At 66.9% G+C, this 20102-nt stretch carries 22 protein-coding genes; 16 read left to right on the top strand and 6 right to left on the bottom strand.

Annotation, left to right across the window (positions count from 1 at the left end; genetic code table 11):
• Nucleotides 1-7: 7 nt before the first annotated feature.
• The 5 genes from LJ725_RS13495 to gpt all read right to left on the bottom strand — a co-directional run bounded on the left by LJ725_RS13495 (nt 8) and on the right by gpt (nt 3541).
• Nucleotides 8-634, bottom strand: coding sequence for a 2-hydroxychromene-2-carboxylate isomerase (locus LJ725_RS13495; RefSeq protein ID WP_230551184.1), 627 nt, complete (start codon nt 632-634; stop codon nt 8-10).
• Between the two features lie 60 nt (nt 635-694).
• Complete coding sequence (locus LJ725_RS13490; RefSeq protein ID WP_230551183.1) at nt 695-1447, bottom strand: ADYC domain-containing protein; 753 nt, start codon at nt 1445-1447, stop codon at nt 695-697.
• Nucleotides 1448-1522: 75 nt separating this feature from the next.
• Nucleotides 1523-1735 carry a hypothetical protein gene (locus LJ725_RS13485; protein WP_230551182.1) on the bottom strand — a complete coding sequence of 71 codons (213 nt, stop codon included), beginning with the start codon at nt 1733-1735 and terminating at the stop codon, nt 1523-1525.
• A gap of 134 nt (nt 1736-1869) precedes the next feature.
• Nucleotides 1870-2883, bottom strand: a complete 1014-nt coding sequence (locus LJ725_RS13480; protein ID WP_230551181.1) for a zinc-dependent alcohol dehydrogenase family protein — start codon at nt 2881-2883, stop codon at nt 1870-1872.
• Nucleotides 2884-3037: 154 nt separating this feature from the next.
• The gene (gene gpt / locus LJ725_RS13475; protein WP_230551180.1) at nt 3038-3541 is read right to left on the bottom strand and encodes a xanthine phosphoribosyltransferase; all 504 of its coding nucleotides are present in this window, start codon (nt 3539-3541) and stop codon (nt 3038-3040) included.
• A gap of 137 nt (nt 3542-3678) precedes the next feature.
• Here gpt and LJ725_RS13470 point away from each other — a divergent pair, with 137 nt between their 5' ends.
• The 15 genes from LJ725_RS13470 (at nt 3679) to LJ725_RS13400 (ending at nt 17699) form a co-directional block, all read left to right on the top strand.
• A complete protein-coding gene (locus LJ725_RS13470) occupies nt 3679-4407 on the top strand; it encodes a TerC family protein (protein WP_230551179.1) in 729 nt (242 codons plus the stop codon).
• A 4-nt stretch (nt 4408-4411) separates the two neighbouring features.
• Entirely contained in the window at nt 4412-4843 is a 432-nt protein-coding gene (locus LJ725_RS13465) for a universal stress protein (RefSeq protein ID WP_230551178.1), read from the top strand.
• A 60-nt stretch (nt 4844-4903) separates the two neighbouring features.
• Nucleotides 4904-6091: a deoxyguanosinetriphosphate triphosphohydrolase gene (locus tag LJ725_RS13460; protein WP_230551177.1), complete on the top strand. Its 1188-nt coding sequence runs from the start codon at nt 4904-4906 to the stop codon at nt 6089-6091.
• A gap of 47 nt (nt 6092-6138) precedes the next feature.
• A complete protein-coding gene (argS, locus tag LJ725_RS13455; protein WP_230551176.1) occupies nt 6139-7881 on the top strand; it encodes an arginine--tRNA ligase in 1743 nt (580 codons plus the stop codon).
• 147 nt (nt 7882-8028) lie between these two features.
• Nucleotides 8029-8805 (top strand): SPOR domain-containing protein, encoded by a 777-nt coding sequence (locus LJ725_RS13450; RefSeq protein WP_230551175.1) that lies wholly within the window; start codon nt 8029-8031, stop codon nt 8803-8805.
• 13 nt (nt 8806-8818) lie between these two features.
• On the top strand, nt 8819-9850 hold the full coding sequence (nagZ, locus tag LJ725_RS13445) for a beta-N-acetylhexosaminidase (protein ID WP_230551174.1): 1032 nt from the start codon (nt 8819-8821) through the stop codon (nt 9848-9850).
• A gap of 54 nt (nt 9851-9904) precedes the next feature.
• On the top strand, nt 9905-10777 hold the full coding sequence (locus LJ725_RS13440) for a segregation and condensation protein A (RefSeq protein ID WP_230551173.1): 873 nt from the start codon (nt 9905-9907) through the stop codon (nt 10775-10777).
• An 11-nt stretch (nt 10778-10788) separates the two neighbouring features.
• Complete coding sequence (gene scpB, locus LJ725_RS13435; RefSeq protein ID WP_230551172.1) at nt 10789-11889, top strand: SMC-Scp complex subunit ScpB; 1101 nt, start codon at nt 10789-10791, stop codon at nt 11887-11889.
• Between the two features lie 111 nt (nt 11890-12000).
• Nucleotides 12001-12273 (top strand): twin-arginine translocase TatA/TatE family subunit, encoded by a 273-nt coding sequence (locus LJ725_RS13430; RefSeq protein WP_230551171.1) that lies wholly within the window; start codon nt 12001-12003, stop codon nt 12271-12273.
• A gap of 27 nt (nt 12274-12300) precedes the next feature.
• Nucleotides 12301-12795, top strand: coding sequence for a Sec-independent protein translocase protein TatB (tatB, locus tag LJ725_RS13425; protein ID WP_230551170.1), 495 nt, complete (start codon nt 12301-12303; stop codon nt 12793-12795).
• 69 nt (nt 12796-12864) lie between these two features.
• The gene (gene tatC / locus LJ725_RS13420) at nt 12865-13683 is read left to right on the top strand and encodes a twin-arginine translocase subunit TatC (RefSeq protein WP_329958362.1); all 819 of its coding nucleotides are present in this window, start codon (nt 12865-12867) and stop codon (nt 13681-13683) included.
• 2 nt (nt 13684-13685) lie between these two features.
• Nucleotides 13686-15242, top strand: a complete 1557-nt coding sequence (serS, locus tag LJ725_RS13415; protein ID WP_230551169.1) for a serine--tRNA ligase — start codon at nt 13686-13688, stop codon at nt 15240-15242.
• The gene (gene surE / locus LJ725_RS13410; RefSeq protein WP_230551168.1) at nt 15239-16036 is read left to right on the top strand and encodes a 5'/3'-nucleotidase SurE; all 798 of its coding nucleotides are present in this window, start codon (nt 15239-15241) and stop codon (nt 16034-16036) included. The genes serS and surE overlap by 4 nt, the downstream gene beginning before the upstream one ends.
• 12 nt (nt 16037-16048) lie before the next feature.
• Nucleotides 16049-16696, top strand: coding sequence for a protein-L-isoaspartate(D-aspartate) O-methyltransferase (locus LJ725_RS13405; protein WP_456239138.1), 648 nt, complete (start codon nt 16049-16051; stop codon nt 16694-16696).
• A gap of 118 nt (nt 16697-16814) precedes the next feature.
• Nucleotides 16815-17699: a M23 family metallopeptidase gene (locus LJ725_RS13400; protein WP_230551167.1), complete on the top strand. Its 885-nt coding sequence runs from the start codon at nt 16815-16817 to the stop codon at nt 17697-17699.
• A 143-nt stretch (nt 17700-17842) separates the two neighbouring features.
• On the opposite strand, the gene LJ725_RS13395 is transcribed toward LJ725_RS13400, so the two are convergent.
• Entirely contained in the window at nt 17843-18178 is a 336-nt protein-coding gene (locus LJ725_RS13395) for a DUF1491 family protein (RefSeq protein ID WP_230551166.1), read from the bottom strand.
• Nucleotides 18179-18267: 89 nt separating this feature from the next.
• Here LJ725_RS13395 and LJ725_RS13390 point away from each other — a divergent pair, with 89 nt between their 5' ends.
• Nucleotides 18268-20076: an ABC-F family ATP-binding cassette domain-containing protein gene (locus tag LJ725_RS13390; protein ID WP_230551165.1), complete on the top strand. Its 1809-nt coding sequence runs from the start codon at nt 18268-18270 to the stop codon at nt 20074-20076.
• Nucleotides 20077-20102: the final 26 nt, after the last annotated feature.

Below are 20102 nucleotides of genomic sequence, written 5' to 3'. Positions count from 1 at the left end.
AGTCTCTCTAGTCGCGCGTCGGCGTGGCGCAGGCGAGCGTCCCGTGACGGGCCCAGGTGACGGCGTCTTCCAGCCGGTCGTCGCCCCAGAAGACTTCTCCGTCGACGACGAAGCTCGGCGAACCGACAAGGCCGATCGAGCGGGCGACATCGGTTTCGGCGGTGAGGGCGTCCCGGTTGGCCGCGGCGGTGGCAAGCGACAGGACCCGTTCCCTGTCCTGGCCGATCTCGGCCAGGCTCGCCGAAAGGTTCGGATCCGTACCGGCCGGCTGGCCCTCCTGGAACCAGCGCCGGTAGGCGGCGCGGATATAGTCGATACCCCATCCCTCGCGGATGCCGAGCAAGGCGACGAGATTGGCGGTCATGCTGTCGGGCAGCGGATAGGGGACCGGCAGGGCAATGGGGATGCCACGCGCGGCCGCGCGGCGCTCGATGTCGCGGAACATGTAGGCGGTCTTTGGCGAGCCCTTGGGGAAAGGGAAGTAGCCGCGCTCGTCGAACAGGGTGCGCAGATCGAACGGCCGCCAACGGAAAGCCACCCCAGTCGCCGCGGCTACGTCGGGCAGCCGCATCGCGGTCAGGTAGTTGTGGGTGCTTCCCGTCGTGAACCAGTAGTCGATCACACGCTGCGCCATGGTACGTCCTCTCCTCGGCAGAATTTACCGCATGCAATCCGTGTCGACATGTGAACCTCGCTAGGGTCGAGCCGCGGCGACATTCAGAGAGCGGTTGAACAGGATGGCGCCGTGCGCGCGGGCAAAATCTTCGGTGCAGATCTCACCGGTCCGGCCGCGCAGGTGCGAATAGCGCGCTTCGAGTTCGGTCAGGCTGACGTTCTCGCCCACGCGAACATGACGGACGCAGACCGCCCCGTCGGGCGACCAACCGGCCTCGAACCTGTCTGCCGGATCGTTTTCCGGCGTCTGGATACCTTCGGTGTCGTAGACGTCGATGCGCATGCCATTCCTTGTCCACGCCTCTCCGTTGCCTCCATAGTCGCCGCGCACCATGCGTACGCACGCCGCGTGCAGCGGCGTCAGGCGCCGCCCGTCCTGCCCGGCAGCCCATGGTCTGTAGCCGAAGCGCACACATTTGCCGACGGCACCCGAGGAGCAGGTGACCTCAAGGCCTTGGGCGCCCTGCAGCGGGAAGCCCTGGCGGCGGCCGTCGGGTCCAGGACTGCACAGGTTGGCCCAGCTCCCATCGGACCCGCGTCTCTCGAGCGTGTGGAGCCACACCGTGTTTGACTTGTCGTCGGGATCGGGCTCGACGGCCGCGATGCGCACCTCCGCGGCCGCCCCATCGAAACGGACCTTCAGCACCGCGCCGACCAGTTGCATGCTGCGCAGCGTCCGGCCATCGGAGAGGGTCACCAGAATCTCCGTGCCCTCGACGCCGAGCGACGAGATTTTTGGCGCCGAGCGCTCGGAGGATTGAGCGACGGCCATGAATGCAGACGGCGCCCCGAGGAGGGCGCCGCCAATCACGAGTCCTGTCAGCAGCCGACAGGGCATATCTGGAGCCTAGAGTTCCGCCGGCGGCAGTTCGATCGCCTCAAGCACGAAGGTCTGCGCCGGGACTTCTGCGCCATTGATCGCCAGGCCATTGATCGCCAGGCCGTTGAGCCGCCAGCCATTGATCGACAGGCCGTTGAGCGACAGTCCTGCCTGAGCCGGTGCGGCGATGGCGGTGGCGATCAGGGCGGCGGTCGCAGTGGCGAGGATCGTCTTGAACATTGGAGGTCTCCCTTGAGATGTGCCGGGCGGCGGTATGCCGTCCGTCGGTGCCGGCCTTGTCGCATCCGGCCGCCGATCACGGGAGTTGCAGCGACAGGCGTGGGGGTTGCACGCGGCCGGTGAAGATCTGCTTCCTAGGCGTGTGAAATGACGATCTTGCCGAAATGCTTCTGGCTCTTGAGGTGCCGGTAGGCGGCCTGGACCTCGGCGAACGGGAACACCTTGTCGATCACGGGCTTCAGGCCGTTCGCCTCGATCGCGCGGTTCATCGCCTCGAACATCTGCGTGCTGCCGACATAGAGGCCCTGGACCTTGAGGTTGCGGCGCAGGATCGGCATCGGGTCGAGCGTCGCCATGCCCGACAGGAGTCCGATCACCGCGATCGAGCCGCCCAGCCGCGTAGCCAGGAAGGAGCGGGGGAGCGTGCCGGCGCCGCCGACCTCGACCGTGATGTCGGCACCGCGGCCACCGGTCAGCTTCAGCGCCTCCTGGTCCCAGTCGGGCGTCGCCCTGTAGTCGATCACCGCCTCGGCGCCCATCTGCTTCAGCCGTTCGGCCTTGGCGGCGGAACTCGAGGTGCCGATCACGCGGGCGCCGAACATGCGGGCGAACTGTAGCGCGAAGATCGAGACGCCGCCGGTGCCCTGGATCTGCACCACGTCGCCGGCCTTGATGTGGCCGATCTCGACCAGCGCGTTCCAGGCGGTGACGGCGGCGCAGGGAAGGGTGGCTCCTTCCTCGTAGCTGAGATGCGCCGGCAGCTTCACGACGCCTTCTTCTTCCAGCACGGCGAGCTCGGTCAGCATGCCGTCGATCGCACCGCCCATGGCCGAGGGCATGGCGCTCTCGCTGATCGCGCCGCCGAACCAGCGCTGCATGAAGCAGCCCGCGACCCGGTCGCCGACCTTGACCCGGCTCACGCCCGGTCCGACCGCGACCACCTCGCCGGCGCCGTCCGACAGCGGGATCAGGTCGGGTTTGGGCGCCGAGCGCGCGTACTGTGCCTCGATGGTGAGCAGGTCGCGGTAGTTGAGCGACGTCGCCCTCACCCGCACCAGCACCTGGCGCGGCCCGGGCGTCGGGGCAGGGCGCTCGACCAGGGTCAGCGACTCGATGCCCTTGGGGGCGGGAATGACGTAGCACTTCATTGGTGGGCTCCCATCGGCGCAGAGATACGAATGGCGCACATCGTAATGGCCCGCACATTGTCATCCCGAGCGCAGCGAGGGACCCTTGAATGGCGGCTTGAAAGGTCCCTCGCTGCGCTCGGGATGACAATGGCGGTGGTGTCGCCGGCGTGCCTCACTTGGCGTCGCCCTTCAGTTCGATGATCGTCTTGGCCATGACGGCCTCCTGGTCCCAGGGAAACAGGATCCAGGTGTCCTGGCTCACTTCGGTGACATAACTGTCCACGACCGGACGGCCGGCGGGTTTTGCATAGACGGTGGCGAAATGCGCTTCGGGCAGCATGGCCCGGACGGCGCGGGCGGTGACGCCGGTGTCAACGAGGTCGTCGACGATCAGCCAGCCCTTGCCCTTGTCCTGCTCGGCGGCGGTGCCCTTGAGCATCTCGACCTTGGCGCCGCGCTCCATGCGGTCGTAGGTCGAGCAGCAGATCGTGTCGATCAGGCGAAGATTCAGTTCGCGTGCCACGATGGCCGCCGGGACCAGCCCGCCGCGGGTGATGGCGACCAGTCCCCTGAACGGCCCGAGGTCGGCCAGACGCCAGGCCAGCGCCCGGGCGTCGCGGTGCAGTTCCGTCCACGAGACGGGGAACATTCTGTTGTAGCCGGCACTTCCCGCCATGCGATTTCGTCCCTGGATCCTGTCCGGTTTGGCTTGCCCCTTCGGAAGGGCTGCACTAACACCTTCGGCCGAAGCATAGAAGCGCAGGCCGCTGGGAAACAGGGCATGCAGGGAAATCGGCACGGGGACCGCTGCATATGGGATTTGAGCTGACGCCCGCTTTCTGGAGCGGTCTGACCCAGATCATTCTGGTGAACATCATCCTGTCGGGCGACAACGCGCTCGTCATCGCGCTGGCCTGCCGGAACCTCGAGAAGAAGCACCAGCGCCCGGCCATCATCATCGGCAGCGGCGGCGCCATCCTGCTGCGAATCCTGTTCGTCCTGATCGTCGACTATCTCCTGTCGGTGCCCTTCCTGAAGCTGGTGGGCGGCATGCTGCTGCTCTGGATCGGCGTCAAGCTGGTACAGGGCGAGGAAGAGGGCGAGGACGGCGTCAAGGCCGCCAGTTCGCTGGGCTCGGCCATCCGTACCATCATCATCGCCGACGCGGTGATGAGCCTCGACAATGCCATCGCGATCGCCGCCGCGGCCAAGGGCGACACCACGCTGATGGTGCTGGGCCTGATCATCTCCATCCCGCTGATCGTGTTCGGCGCAACGCTGATCATGGCGCTCCTCAACCGTTTCCCGATCATCGTCATCGCCGGCGGCGCGCTGCTGGGCTGGATCGCGGGTGAGGTGCTGGCCACCGATCCGGGCTATGCCGCCAAGCTCACCGCCCTCACGCCGCATGCCAAGACGATCCTCGAGATCGGCTGTGCCGTGCTGGTCGTCGTGGTCGGCTACTTCCTCCAGTATCGGGCGAAGCAGAAGCACAAGGAACACGATCCGGTCGATCTCGCGGCCGACAAGGGCAAGGAGTAGCTCCATGCACAAGATCAACGCCATCCTCGTCGCGGTCGACGGTTCGGCCTGCTCCGACCGCGCCGTCCAGCACGCGCTCGACATGGTCGCCACCGGCTGCGCCGCCGAGCTGCACCTCCTGAACGTCCAGCCGAGCCTCGGCGGTGCCATCTCGACCTTCGTGCCGCGCGAGCAGATCGATTCGCACCATCGCGAGGAGGGCCAGAAGGCGCTCGCCTCCGCGGTCGCGCTGGCCGGCAAGGCCGGGGTGACGGCCAAGACGCATATCGGCGTCGGCCGCCAGGGCGAGATCGTCGCCGACTTCGTGAAGAAGGTGGGCGCGGGGCTGGTGGTGCTGGGCACCCGCGGCCATACCGGCCTGGCCGGCGTGCTGATGGGTTCGGTCGCGCAGGACGTGATCGCGCACTCCAAGGTGCCGGTCACGCTCGTCAAGTAGGCGCCAAGTAGCCATGGCGCTCCGGACGGCGTAGAACGCGGCCCTGCAGGAGGACCGCGTTTGGCCGAGGAGTTGTGGCGACACGAGGCGCTGGCGCCCTATGCGACGCTGCCATGGCGGAGCAGGGGCCGCTATCATCGCGAGGGCGAGTCGCCGAGCCGCAGCCCGTTCCAGCGCGACCGCGACCGCATCATCCATTCCACGGCGTTCCGGCGCCTGAAGCACAAGACGCAGGTCTTCGTCTTCCACGAGGGCGACCACTACCGCACCCGCCTCACGCACTCGCTCGAGGTCGCCCAGATCACGCGCACGATCTGCCGCACGCTGCGCCTCGACGAGGATCTCGGCGAGGCCGTCGCGCTGGCGCACGATCTCGGTCACACGCCGTTCGGCCACGCCGGTGAGGAGGCGCTGCACGGGGTCATGCTCCCCTATGCCGGCTTCGACCATAACGCGCAGACGCTGCGGATCCTCACCAAGCTCGAGGACCGCTATGCCGAGTTCGACGGGCTCAATCTCACCTGGGAGACGCTCGAGGGTGCGGTGAAGCACAACGGTCCGCTGCTGAAGTCCGGCCGGACGCTGGCCGATCTGCCGGCCGCCATCGTCGAATACTGCAAGGACCAGGACCTCGAGCTCGACGGCCATGCCGGGCCCGAGGCGCAGGTCGCGGCGCTGAGCGACGACATCGCCTACAACAACCATGACATCGACGACGGGCTGCGGGCCGGCCTGTTCGAGGTGAAGGACCTGCTCGACCTGCCGCTTGTCGGCGAGATGTTCGCGCTGGTGACGGCCAAGTATCCCGGCATCGACCAGCCACGCCTGATCCACGAAGCGGTGCGTCGCGTGATCAACGCCATGGTCGAGGACGTCATCGCCGAGACGCGCCGCCGGCTCAAGGAGGCCAATCCGAAATCCGTGGCCGACATCCGCGCCCTCGGGCGTCCGGTCGTCGCCTTCTCCGAGGCGATGACGGCGACCGAGAAGACGGTGAAGCGCTTCCTCTACACGCGCATGTACGAGCACTGGAAGCTGAACCGGTCGCACTCCAAGGCCCGCCGTGTCGTGGTCGACCTGTTCAATCTCCTGTTCGCCGAGCCCAATTGCCTGCCCTCGCCGTGGCGCGAGAAGGCCGAGCAGGCCGAGCCGCACGCCCGCGCGCGGGTGGTCGCCGACTACATCGCCGGCATGACCGATCGCTACGCCCTCGACGAACACCGGCGCCTGTTCGACCTGTATTCCTGAGGGGCCCCCTGGATGACAAAAGGCGCGGATTCGGCAATACCCGGCCCATGAATCCGTACCGTCATTTCATCGGCGAGATCGTCGCGGCCCTCCAATCCATGCAGGCCGCGGGTGAATTGCCCGAAAAGCTCGACTTTTCCGCCATCACGGCCGAGCCGCCGCGCGATGCCGCGCATGGCGACATCGCCACCAATGCCGCCATGGTCCTGTCCAAGGCAGCCGGCAAGAAGCCGCGCGACATCGCCGAGCCGCTGCTGGCCCGCCTCAAGGCCAATCCCGACGTGGTCGACGGCGCGGTGGCGGGGCCGGGCTTCCTCAACCTCAAGATCGCTGACGGCTTCTGGCGCGCGCGTCTCGGCGATTGCCTGAAGGCCGGCATCGCCTATGGCGATTCGAGCATGGGCAAGGGCGGGAAGGTGAACGTCGAGTACGTGTCGGCCAATCCGACCGGGCCATTGCACGTCGCGCATGCGCGCGGCGCCATCGTGGGCGACGCGCTGTCGAACCTGCTGCACAAGGCGGGCTACGACGTCACGAAGGAGTATTACATCAACGATGCAGGCGCGCAGGTCGACAAGCTCGGCCAGTCGACCTACCTGCGCTACCGCGAGGCGCTCGGCGAGACGATCGAGTCGATCCCCGAGGGTCTCTATCCCGGCGAATATCTCAAGGACGTGGGCGCGGCGATCGCCAAGCGCGACGGCGCGCGCTGGGTGGCCAAGCCCGAGTCCGACTGGCTGCCCGAGATGCGGGCGTTCGCCATTGCCACGCTGATGGCCGAGATCAAGGCCGACCTCGAGACGCTGGGCGTCCACATCGACGTCTATTCGTCCGAGCGTGCGCTGGTCGAGAGCGGCGCCGTCGACCGTGCCTTCGAGGAGCTGACGCGACAGGGCCTGATCTACCAGGGGCGGCTGGAGCCGCCGAAGGGACAGCTTCCCGACGATTGGGAAGACCGCGAGCAGACCCTGTTCCGGGCAACCCAGTTCGGCGACGAGGTCGACCGGCCGCTGAAGAAGTCGGACGGCAGCTGGACCTACTTCGCCAACGACATCGCCTACCACCACGACAAGTACCGCCGCGGCTTCGCCGACATGATCGACGTGTGGGGCGCCGACCATGGCGGCTACGTCAACCGCATGAAGGCGGCGGTCAGTGCCATCACCGCCAAACAGGGCGAACTCGACGTCAAGCTCTGCCAGCTGGTGCGCGTCATGCGCAACGGCGAACTGGTGCGCATGTCCAAGCGCGCCGGCACCTTCGTCACCCTGCGCGACCTGCTCGACGAGGTCGGGCCCGACGTCGTGCGCTTCACGATGCTCACGCGCAAGAACGATGCCCCGTTCGACTTCGACCTCGTGAAGGCCACCGAACAGTCACGCGACAACCCGGTCTGGTACGTCCAGTATGGGCATGCGCGGACGCGGTCCGTGATGCGCCAGGCCACGGCCGCGGGCATCGCGATCGACGGTCTCGACAGCGCGCCACTCGACCGCCTCTCCGATGCAGGCGAGCTCGCGCTGATCCGGATGATCGCCCAGTGGCCCCGCCAAGTCGAAGCGGCGGCGGTGGCGCACGAGCCCCATCGCATCGCCTTCTATCTCTACGACCTGGCCGCCGCCTTCCATTCCCACTGGAACAGGGGACGGGAGGAGCCGGGCCTGCGCTTCGTGATCGAGGGCGACTCCGATCTCACGCGGGCGCGTCTGGCATTGGTACAGGGAATCGGTTTTGTGATAGGATCGGGTTTAAAGGTCTTCGGCGTCACACCCGTCGATGAAATGAGATAAAAAATGCATGTTCGCCGGTCCCCCTCCGGCGACGGACCAACGATCTACCGGCCCAACGAGTCGGTAGCTGTGCGGCTCGATCCTCCGCCTCGGCCCGTCGCGCATGAACCCGATTCCATTCCCCCGCCTCCCCGGGACTCGCTGCTCATGCGGGTCAACCGACGCCGCGGCCAGATCCTCACGGTGATGGTGTCGATCGCCGCCGTCGCGAGCTTCGGGTCGGTCGTGTGGTGGGCCCACAACCAGGACGTCAAGGCGGGCGGCAAGGGGCTTGAGCCATTGGTGGTCCAGGCACCGACCACACCGGCCCGCGTGAAGCCCGAGAATGCCGGCGGGCTGGTGCCGCCGAACCAGGACAAGGAAGTCTTCAACCGCATCTCGCCCGGCGCCGTGCCGACCCAGCCGGAGAAGCTGCTGCCGGTGGCCGTCAATCCGAAGCTGCCGGCCAACGGCCTGCCGCTGCCGGCCGCGCCGCCGCGCGAGGCCGAGACCGCCAAGACGCCGACGCCGCTGCAACCCGCCTCGACCACGGCCGGCACGCCACCGCCCGCCGCCGGGGAGCCCAAGGTGCCGGCCAATCCGCCCAACGTGCAGCCGGCCACCACCACGCCTGCACCGACCGAAAGCGGCCCCAGCATCGCCAGCCTGATCGAGAACATGTCCGGCCCGACCGGTGGCTGGCGCATCCAGGTGGCGTCGGTGAAGAACGAGGACGTCGCCAAGTCGACCTGGGCGCGGCTGCAGAGCGCACATGCCGGCGAACTGTCGAACCTGCGCATGCAGGCGGTCCGCGTCGATCTCGGCGATCGCGGTGTCTGGTACCGAGTGCAGGCCGGCCCGCTCGACGAGAAGCAGGCCCATTCGGTCTGTGCCGCGCTCAAGTCCCGCAAGGCCGACTGCGTCTCGGTCCCGCCTGCCCGCTAGGGGAAGCTCTCCGATGAGCCGGCCGCGCGCGGTCATCCTGGGCTGTGCCGGGCCCGATCTCTCGGCCGAGGAGCGGGCGTTCTTTCGCGACGCCGATCCGCTGGGCTTCATCCTGTTCGCGCGCAACATCGACACGGTCGAGCGTGCGCGGCGGCTGGTCGACGACCTGCGCTCCTGCGTGGCGCGCGCTGATGCGCCGGTCCTGATCGACCAGGAAGGCGGCAGGGTCGCGCGCCTGCGTCCGCCCAGCTGGCGCAAGGCGCCGCCGGCCCGCCTGCTGGGCGAGCTCTATGCCCGCGACCCGGAGCGGGGGCTGGAAGCCACCAAGCTCAATTCGCGCCTGCTCGCGGCCGACGTGGCCTCGATCGGCTGCGACGTGGATTGCCTGCCGGTGCTCGACATCGCCTTTCCCGAGACCCATGCCGTGATCGGCGACCGCGCCTATGCCGACCGGCCCGAGCCGGTGGCGGCGCTGGGCCGCGCGGCGGCCGAGGGACTGCTGGCCGAGGGCGTGATGCCCGTCATCAAGCACATCCCCGGCCACGGTCGCGCCACCGTCGACAGCCACGAGGCGCTGCCGACGGTCACGGCCTCACGCGCCGAGCTGGAGCGCACCGACTTCGTGCCGTTCCAGCTGCTGTCGGACCTTCCCTGGGCGATGACGGGACACCTGCTGTTCGAGGCGATCGACCCGAAGGACTGCATCACCGTGTCGGCAGGGGCCGTGCGGGACGTCATCCGCACCCATATCGGCTTCGACGGGCTGCTGCTGTCGGACGACCTGTCCATGCAGGCGCTGGGCGGGTCGCTGGGCGACCGCGCAGCCCGCGCGCTGGCCGCCGGCTGCGACATCGCCCTGCACTGCAACGGCCGGATGCCGGAGATGGTCGAGATCGCGGGCCGGACCGGCGCCCTGACCGAAGCGGCCGCCCGGCGGTTCCACGACGGACGGTCCTTCCTCGCCCGGCATCGGGATCCGGCCGGAGGCAGAGGTCTGGCCGATGCGGCCCGGCGGGTCGCCGAACTCCTCCCGGCGTGGGGATAAGGCGCTACCAAATCCTGTGGCGGCAGGCGCTTTCGCTGACTAAACCGGGACTGCATGACCAGTTCCGCCAGCCCGCCGCCTGACGACGCGCCCGCGCCTGCCGACAGCGCCCCCGTCCCGGGTGCGGCCGGGGAGGGCGGCGCCGTCGCCGACACCTTCGCCGCGGGCGGTCCGGACGTGATCGCGCCGGGCGAGGGCGAGCTGATCGTCAATCTCGAGGGCTTCGAAGGCCCGCTCGACCTGCTGCTGACCCTGGCGCGCGACCAGAAGGTCGATCTGCGCAAGATCTCGATGGTGGCGCTGGTCGACCAGTATCTCTCCCATATCCACCAGGCGCGACGGATGCGGCTGGAGCTGGCGGCCGATTACCTGGTCATGGCGGCCTGGCTCGCCTACCTGAAATCGCGCCTGTTGCTGCCCGAACCGCCGGCCGGCGAGGAGCCGTCGGGGCAGGAGATGGCCGACGCGCTGCAATGGCAGCTGCGCCGTCTCGAGGCCATGCAGGAGGCCGGCGCGCGCCTGATGGCGCGGCCGCAGCTCGGCCGGGATATCTTCTCGCGCGGCCAGCCCGAGGGCATCGTGGTGGTGCGCCGCGCAGTCTGGGACGTGAAGCTCTACGACCTGCTCAGCGCCTACGGCTCGCAGGTCCGGCCGAAGGACGCCGACACCTACCAGATCGCGCCGATGGAGTTCTTCTCGGTCGAGGAAGCGGCGGAGCGCCTGGGGCGCATGCTGGGCATCGCCATCGACTGGCAGTCGCTCGAAGCTTTCCTGCCGGCCGGCCTCACCGATCCGGGGCGCCGCCGTTCGGCGATCGCCGCGACCTTCGTGGCCGGCCTGCAGCTCGCCAAGGACGGCCAGATCGAGTTGCGCCAGACCGAGCGCTTCGGCCCCATCCATTTGCGTAAACGTACCGACCAGCAGTGACGGTCCCCGACATGTCAGACATCGAAAGCACAACTCCGGCCGTCGAAGAGCCCGAAGCGCTCGAACTCGTCCGCCGGCTGGCTGCCGGCAAGGAGAAGGCCGGCGACGACGAAGATGACGATGACGACGACGACGAGGAGTCGGACGACGATTCCGACGATGACGACGATTCGGATGACGACGATGACGATGAAGACGAAGAAGACGACGAGTCGGACGACGATGACGCCGACGAAGACGAGGACGATGACGACGCCGAAGAGGACGATGGCGACGGCGAGGATGTGGACGACGAGGATGGCGACCAGGACGAGAAGCCTGCACAGGCAGCCGTAGCCGAGGAGGCGCCGGTCTCGACCGAAGCGGCCCTTGCCGAGGCCGTGTCCGAGGAAGCGGTGGCTGTTGCGACTGTCGCTGCGGCTGCTGCGGCCGCTGGCGCCGCTGCCTCACCCGGCGTGACGGACGTCGTGTCGCCCGACCATGCCCAGCATCTGCGCCTGCTGGAGGCGCTGGTCTTCGCCGGCACCCAGGCGCTCGACGAGAAGGAACTGGCCGAGCGCCTGCCCAACGACGCCGACGTGAAGCGCCTCCTTGCCGATCTCGCGGAGATGTATGCCGGCCGGGGCGTGAACCTGATCAAGGTGGCGGGCGGCTATGCCTTCCGCACGGCGCCGGACCTCTCGGAGAAGCTCAAGATCGAGCGGCCGGTGACGCGCAAGCTGTCGCGCGCCTCGGTCGAGACGCTGGCGATCATCGCCTATCACCAGCCGGTGACCCGGGCGGAAATCGAGCAGGTGCGCGGCGTCGGTCTCAGCAAGGGCACGCTCGACCTGCTGTTCGAGCAGAACTGGATCAAGCCGATGGGCCGCCGGCGGGCGCCCGGCAAGCCGGTGACCTGGGGCACGACCGATTTCTTTCTCGAACATTTCGGCCTGCCGAGCCTCGACGACCTGCCGGGCCAGGAGGAACTGAAGGCCGCGGGCCTGCTGGACGCGCGGGCCCAGCCCCCCATATTCAGGCCGGACGAGCCCGATCTGCCGCTCGAACCGACGGAAGACGAGGCCGACGAGCCTCTGGCGGTCGAAGAGAACACGGGGGAACCGGGGCGCTGACGCCCCAGAACCACCTTATTTCGACCGGTTGCCGTGGCTTCGCAGCGGATGCCATAATCGGCGCTCGTTGATCGACACGCCGATTGCAAATCGACTTGGGAGCATTTTGAAATGGGTAGCTTCAGCGTATGGCACTGGCTGATCGTGCTGGCCGTCGTGCTGCTGCTTTTCGGCGGTCGCGGCAAGGTCTCGCAGCTCATGGGCGACTTCGGCAAGGGCCTCTCGGCCTTCAAGAAGGGCGTCGGGGGCGGCCAGGAAGAGACTCCGCCGCAGGCTCAGCCGGGCACTCAGCCGGGCGACACCGCCAAGCCGATCTCGGCCCAGGCGACCACCACCCCGCCGGGCGGCACCGTTCACCACCAGGATACCGCCGCCAAGGTCTAAGGCGGCGCCGTGGGGGCCTGAGCGGCCATGTTTGGCATCGATAGTCCGGAACTGCTGGTCATCGCGGTCGTGGCGCTCGTCGTCATCGGCCCGAAGGAATTGCCCGGCATGTTGCGCAGCTGGGGCAAATGGATGGCCCAGATGCGCGGCATGGCGTCGGAATTCCGTGGCCATGTCGACGAGATGGTCCGCCAGGCCGACCTCGACGACGTGAAGAAGCAGCTCACCGCCAATCCCGGCCTCGACCTGCAGGCGCTCGATCCCACCCGGGAAATCAAGAGCGCGCTTCAGGAGGGCATGGCCGAGGGCGAGAAGGCGATGGCCGAGGCCAAGGCGAAGTTCGATAATCCGCTGGCCGAGCCGGAATCTGCGCCCCAGATCGCCGCCGAGCCGGCCGCCGGAACCACGACCGCAGCAATCACCTCCGAGGCCACGCCGGTGGCGGAAGCGGCGCCTTCGGCCAGCGAACCTGCGGTGACTTCAGCCGAAGAGAAGCCGGTCAAGGCCGTCGCCGCCGGATAGCGCCAACTTGCGCTTTGAATTGCGCGCCAAAGGGCGGCATAACGCGGCTCCCATTCTGCGAGCCCATCCGTGACCCAGGCGCACGACGGACCTGAAGACGACAAGCCGATGCCGCTGCTCGATCACCTGATCGAGCTGCGCAAGCGCCTGATCTATGCGCTGGTCTGCTTCTTCGCCGTCTTCTTCATCACCTTCTACTTCGCCAAGCCGATCTTCTCGTTCCTGATCCAGCCGGCGCTGGCCGACGGCTACAAGGTCATCGTCCTCGACATTTTCGAGTTCTTCTTCGTCACGGTGAAATTGTCGGCCTTCGTGGCGCTGATCGTGGGCTTCCCGCTGATCGCGGTCCAGATCTGGCTGTTCGTCGCGCCCGGCCTCTATCGCCACGAGAAGCGGGCCTTCGTCCCGTTCCTGGTCGCCACGCCGTTCATGTTCTATGCCGGCTGCGCGCTGATGTACTATGTCGTGCTGCCGTACGTGATCAACTTCATGCTGACGCAGTACGCGCCGCCGGACATCGAGAAGACCCTGAGATCGTCCGACTATCTCGAACGCATCCTGCAGCTCGTCTTCGCCTTCGGTTTCGCCTTCGAGGTGCCCGTCCTGCTGACCCTGCTGATCCAGGTCGGCATCGCCACCACCGAGGGGCTGAAGTCCAAGCGCCGCTACGCCATCGTGGTGGCCTTCGTCATCGCCGCCGTCTTGGCGCCGCCCGACGTGGTCAGCCAGATCGCGCTCGCGATCCCGCTGATGGCCTTCTACGAGATCTCCATCCTGATCGGCGGCGTGATCGAGCGGAAGCGCGCGGCCGCGGACAAGGCGGCCGAGGAGGCCGAAGAGAAGGCCGAGGAAGCCGAGAAGAAGGCCGAAGAATCTGCTAATAGATAGTCATGCACGACATTCGATTTATTCGGGATCATCCCGACATATTTGACCGAGGCCTGCAGCGTCGGGGATTACCTGCGCGGGCGAAAGAAATTCTGGAGATAGACAAGCGCCGTCGCCTTGCTATCTCAGAGAGCGAATCGCTTCAGGCTCAGCGCAAATCGCTCAGCCAGCAAATAGGTATGGCTAAGCGGAAGGGCGAGCCAGCCGATGCGCTAATGGCCAAAGTCGTCTCCTTAGAAGAGAGTCTCAAAAAGGGTGAACGCGATGCAGCGCGCCTCGACGAGGAGCTGAAGCGTCAACTTGACCAGCTGCCAAATATCCCAGCGGATGATGTTCCGACTGGGAGTGACGAACACAGTAATGTGGAAAGTCGCCGCATTGGCAGTCAGCGCAATTTCAGTTTCCCGCCAAAAGACCACGTGGAACTTGGTGAAGCCACGGGGGAGATGGATTTTGTCCAGGCTGTAAAAATATCCGGATCACGCTTTGTAATACTGAAGCGCTACTTGGCTCGATTGGAACGTGCCCTTGCTCAGTTCATGCTCGACTTACATACGAGCGAGGAAGGAGGATACACGGAAATAAATCCTCCATTGCTCGTGAAGAATGATGCTGTGTATGGAGTTGGCCAGCTTCCAAAATTCAAAGACGATTTATTTCAAGCAACATTTACCGACCACGATGCGATGGAGAAAATCCTTCAAGATAAAAAGAACAACATTCCGCAATATACGCAAAATGCCTTTAAAGCCGAATTCCTATCTAAATATCTTAGAAACTACCTCGTCCACGGCAATGTTGAGCCGATGAAGCAAGAGGCAGCGTTAAAGCGAGTGCGACAGTATTTTGTGGCTAACAACGCGAGTGTCGCGACAACTGTTTTTTCAGATCTCTATTCGGCAATCCAAGGCCAGCAAACTAGAACTGAGAAGAGATGGCTGATCCCTACGGCGGAAGTGCCTCTCACAAATCTTGTGAGTGATTCCATTCTCGAAGAGAAAGATCTGCCCCTTCGCTATACAGCTTGGACTCCATCTTTCCGCTCCGAAGCCGGCGCTGCTGGCAAGGATACAAGGGGGATGATTCGTCAGCATCAGTTCTTCAAGGTCGAATTAGTTAGCATAACGACTCCCGAGCAATCAGAGGGAGAGCACGAGCGCATGACTGGTCGTGCCGAAGAAGTGTTGAAGCAGCTTGGCTTAGCCTATCGCGTAATGACACTCTGCAGTGGTGATATGGGTTTCTCGGCACGCAAGACCTATGATCTTGAAGTGTGGCTGCCGGGCCAGAACGCTTATCGTGAGATTTCGAGCTGCTCGAATTGTGGTGACTTTCAAGCCCGGCGCATGAATGCGCGCTACCGGCCAAGAGGGGGCAAAGGTACTCGCTTCCTGCATACGCTGAACGGCTCCGCCCTGGCGGTCGGCCGCACGCTGGTCGCGGTGCTGGAGAACTACCAGAACGAGGACGGCTCGGTGACGGTGCCCGAGGCGCTGCGTTCCTACATGGGCGGCCTCGAGCTGATCCCCGCGCCCCGTGCCATGCCCGCCAAGAAATGAAGGTCGCCAACCTCGCCAGGGCGCGCATCCTCGTCACCAACGACGACGGCATCCACGCGCCGGGCCTCGAAGCCCTGGTCGAGATCGCCGCGCAGCTTTCGAGCGACGTCTGGATCGTGGCGCCCGAGGTCAACCAGAGCGGCGCCGGTCACTCGCTGTCGCTGTCGCGCCCAATCCGCGCGCGCGAGGTCAGCGAGCACAAGTTCGCCATCGACGGCACCCCGACCGACTGCGTGCTGTTCGCGGTCAAGCACCTGATGAAGGACCGCAAGCCCGACCTCGTCCTGTCGGGCGTCAATCGCGGCACCAACATCGCCGACGACGTGACCTATTCGGGCACCATCGCGGCCGCCATGGAAGGCTGCCTGCTCGGTCTGCCGTCGATCGCCTTCAGCCAGGCCTACACACACGACCATCCGGTGAAGTGGGGCACCGCGACGGCCCACGGCGCCGCCGTGGCGCGCCGCGTGCTGGCGATGGACTGGCCGCGCAACGTGCTGGTCAACATCAACTTCCCCGACGTGGTCTCGGGCTCGGTGAAGGGCGTGCGGGTCACGCACACCGGCACGCGCGGCTTCGGCGGCCACATCGTCGAGCGCAAGGACCCGCGCGGCGGCACCTACTACTGGATCGGCTATGCGCCGCAGGAGAGCGAGATCGACGCCGCGAGCGACATCGCCGCCGTGCGCTCGGGCCATATCTCCGTCACTCCGCTGCACCTCGACCTCACCCACGAGAGCATGCGCCGCAAGCTCGTGGCGGAGTTCGAGGCGGCACCCGTCGATCTCGACTAGGGGCGGCCCCGCGTGAACGTCGCCGCCATGCAGCGCCTGATCGCCGAGCTGCGCAACTCGGGCATTACGGACGAGAACGTGCTGGCGGCCATCGCCTCGGTCGACCGCGAGCGCTTCGTCACGCAGACCTTCGCCGAGCGCGCCTGGGAGAACACCGCGCTACCGATCGCCTTCGGCCAGACGATCAGCCAGCCGCTGGTGGTGGCCGCCATGACCGAGGCGTTGCGGGTCGGTCCGCGCATGAAGGTGCTCGAGATCGGCACCGGCTCGGGCTACCAGGCGGCCGTGCTGGCCAAGCTCGCGCGCCGTGTCTATTCGGTCGAGCGCTTCAAGCCGCTCTCCAAGGCCGCCGAGCGCCTGCTGCTCGACCTCGGCATCTACAACGTCGTGGTCGACATCAACGACGGCAGCAAGGGCTGGCCGGGCCAGGCGCCGTTCGATCGCATCATCGTCACCGCCGCCGCCGAGGAGCGGCCGCAGGCGCTGATCGACCAGCTGGCGGTCGGCGGCATCCTGATCGTCCCGGTCGGCCGCGATCCCACCTCGCAAGTCGTCGAGCGCATCGTGAAGAACGAGAGCGGCCTGCAGCGCGACACGCTGATGCCGGTGCGGTTCGTGCCGCTTGTCGCCGGCCCGCTGCCGGTGCTCGGGTCGGGCTGAGCGAAGCTCAGGCCCGGGGGGCGGCAGGACATTGCCTCAGGCAATGTCCGGGAGCGTCGAAAAACGAACGACCCCGGGTCCTATTCCCGCTCGAATCTCGATGAGTTACACTCCGGCCATGAAAAACGCCCCTCGCTTCCCCTCGCGATGGGCCGGCCGGATGCACACGCTGGGTACAATGGCGGTGCTGTCGGTCGCGCTCGGCGCCTGCAACACCGTCATGGGTGCCCGCGAAGGCACCATGGAATATCCCGGGTCCGCCGCCGGCCCCAACGCCGTTCCGGTCTATGTGGTGAAGGACAAGGACACGGTTGACGGCCTGTCGCGCCGCTATGGTGTGCCCTCGCAGACCATCATCGACCGCAACAACCTGAAGGCACCCTATACGCTGAAGCCCGGCCAGCAGCTGGCGATGCCGGGCGCGCGCTTCGTGCAGGATACCTACGGCGAGGCGCCCGGCACGCAGACCGCGGCGGCCAATCCCAACGCGCCGTCCTCGGTGAAGAGGGAAGGCCTCGCGCCGCCGCCCGGCTCCTCGTCGGGCGAGGCGCCGCGCTCCGCCGCGCCCGCCGGCGAACCGACGCCGCTGGCCGGCAAATCGGTCTCCGTGGCGGCCACGCCGCCGGCGCCGAAGATGAGCTGGCCGGTGAACGGCAAGATCGTCCTGCCCTACGGCACCACGGGCGGCCAGAAGAACGACGGTATCAACATCGCCGCCGCCAAGGGCACGCCGGTCAAGGCGGCCGAGGGCGGCAAGGTCGTCTATGCCGGCAACGAGGTGGCCAAGATGGGCAACCTCCTGCTGATCGAGCATCCCGGCGGCTACATCACCGCCTACGGCAACAACGAAGAATTGCTGGTGAAGAAGGGCGATACGGTGAAGCGCGGCCAGACGATCGCCAAGGTCGGAACGTCCGGCGGGACGCCCGACCCGCAGCTCCACTTCGAGGTGCGCCGCGCCGGAAAGACGATCGATCCGACGACGGTGCTGGGGGCGCAGTAGGGGGCGACATTCGCCGTCCCGTGCGCATCCCCCTCACCTAACCTCTCCCCCTGTCGGGGCGAGGAACATGATTTTGGAACTCCTCTCCCCCGATAGGGGGAGAGGCTGGGTGAGGGGGTTACTCGAAGACCTCGCGTCTTCGCCTAAACGATCTTGCCGTTGATCTTGTATTCGCCCTTGCGGTCCTCGATCTCGAGGACCCAGAGGTCGGGATCGCGCGCGACCTGGCGGGCGATGTAGGCGTCGGCTTCCGGCTCGGTCACGGGCGAGGGGCCGGTGCCGCGGCTCCACGACGGTTCGTCGTCGAGCGTGCTGGTCTGGGTGAAGACGGTCACGCCCGCCTCGAAGCGGTTGATCTTCAGCAGTACGGTGCCGACATCGGGATCGCCGCGCCGCACGACCGCTGCGGGAATGAACGCGCGGTCGCAGAGGCGTATCTGCGCGCTGACCCAAAGTCCCGTCGTGAGGCCCATCACCATGACGGCGCCTTCATGCAGGGCGCCGCCCGGCGCGTCAAACGCCGCAAACCTTGCCGACGCGGTCAGGTTCGGCCAATACAGCGCCTCCCATGGCCGATCCGCCCCTCCTTGCGCTGAGCGACATTCGCTTCCATCTCGGCGACCAGACCATCCTGGCCGGCGTCGATCTCGGCATCGCGCCGGGCGAGCGCCTGTCGCTGGTCGGCCGCAACGGCGCCGGCAAGTCGACCCTGCTGCGCATCCTCGCGGGCGCGCCGATCGCCGATTCCGGCGAGCGCTTCGCCCAGCCCGGCGCCACCGTCGCCACCCTGCCGCAGGAGCCGGACTTCACCGGCCACGCCACGGTCGCCGATTATGTCGGCTCGGCGCTCACCGATTCGCTGGGGCCCGACGACTATCGCGTCGCCGCCATCCTCGACGACATGAAGCTCGCCGGCGATCGCGATCCGACGACGCTATCGGGCGGCGAGGCGCGGCGCGCGGCGCTGGCCCGCGTGCTGATCGCCGAGCCCGACGTCATGCTGCTCGACGAGCCGACCAACCATCTCGACCTGCCGACCATCGAGTGGCTGGAAGAGAAGCTCTCGAAATGGCGCGGCGCCTACGTGCTGGTGAGTCACGACCGGCGCTTCCTCACCAACCTGACGCGCGCCGTGCTGTGGCTCGACCGCGGCATCGTCCGCCGTCTCGACAAGGGCTATGGCGAGTTCGAGGCCTGGTCGACCGACATCCTCGAACGCGAGGCGACGGAGCGGCACAAGCTCGACCGGCTGATCGAGCGCGAGACCGAATGGGCCGGCAAGTCGATCCGCGCCCGCCGCACGCGCAACGAAGGCCGCCTGCGTGCACTCGCGGCGCTCCGCCAGCAGCGCAGCCAGCAGATCGGCCCCGTCGGCCGCGCCACCATCGAGGCGGGCAGCGCCGAGGCCTCGGGCGCGCTGGTCGTCACCGCACGCAACATCACCAAGCGCTGGGGCGACAAGGTCATCGTCCAGGATTTCTCGACCCGCATCTTTCGCAAGAACCGCATCGGCCTGATCGGGCCGAACGGCGCGGGCAAGACGACGCTGCTCAAGATGCTGATGGGCGAGCTCGAGCCCGACAGCGGCACGGTGAAGCTCGGCGCCAACCTGATGCCGGTGGTGATCGACCAGCGCCGCATCGGCCTCGATCCCGACAAGACCCCCTGGGACACGCTGGCCGACCGCAACGACCATGTTCTGGTGCGCGGGCATCTCACGCATGTGATGACCTATCTGCGCGAGTACCTGTTCCGCGACGAGCAGGCGCGCCAGCCGGTGCGCACCCTCTCCGGCGGCGAGCGCAACCGCCTGCTGCTCGCCAAGGCGCTGGCCGCGCCGTCGAACATGATCGTGCTCGACGAGCCGACCAACGATCTCGACGCGGACACGCTCGACCTGCTGCAGGAAGCGCTCGACGATTACGACGGCACCGTCCTGCTGGTGAGCCATGACCGCGACTTCCTCGACCGGCTCGTCACCTCGACCATCGTGCTCGAAGGCGACGGCACGGCGACCGAATATGCCGGCGGCTACAGCGACTACGTGGCCCAGCGCGGGCCGCGCGTGGAGCCAACGGGTGTCACGCCGTCACGCGCGAAGGACAAGCCGCCTGCGCCGAAGCCGGCAGCGCCGGGCAAGGCCCGCCTCGGCTACAAGCGCGAACGCGCCCTGGTCGAACTGCCGAAGAAGATCGAGGCCCTGCAGGCCGAGATCGCGACCTTGCAGCAGGCGCTGGCCGATCCCGACCTGTACCGCCGCGATCCCAAGAGCTTCCAGGCCAAGACCAACCGCATCGGGACGGCCCAGGCCGAGATCGACGCCGCCGAGACGGAGTGGCTGGAGCTCGAGATGCTGCGCGAGGAACTGAATTCCTGACTCATATTCCTCTCCCCCCGATAGGG

It is taken from the genome of Reyranella aquatilis (genome assembly GCF_020880995.1).
Taxonomy (GTDB): domain Bacteria; phylum Pseudomonadota; class Alphaproteobacteria; order Reyranellales; family Reyranellaceae; genus Reyranella; species Reyranella aquatilis.
The sequence above is the reverse complement of the archived record's forward strand: the minus strand, read 5'-3'. Positions and strand labels throughout refer to the sequence as shown.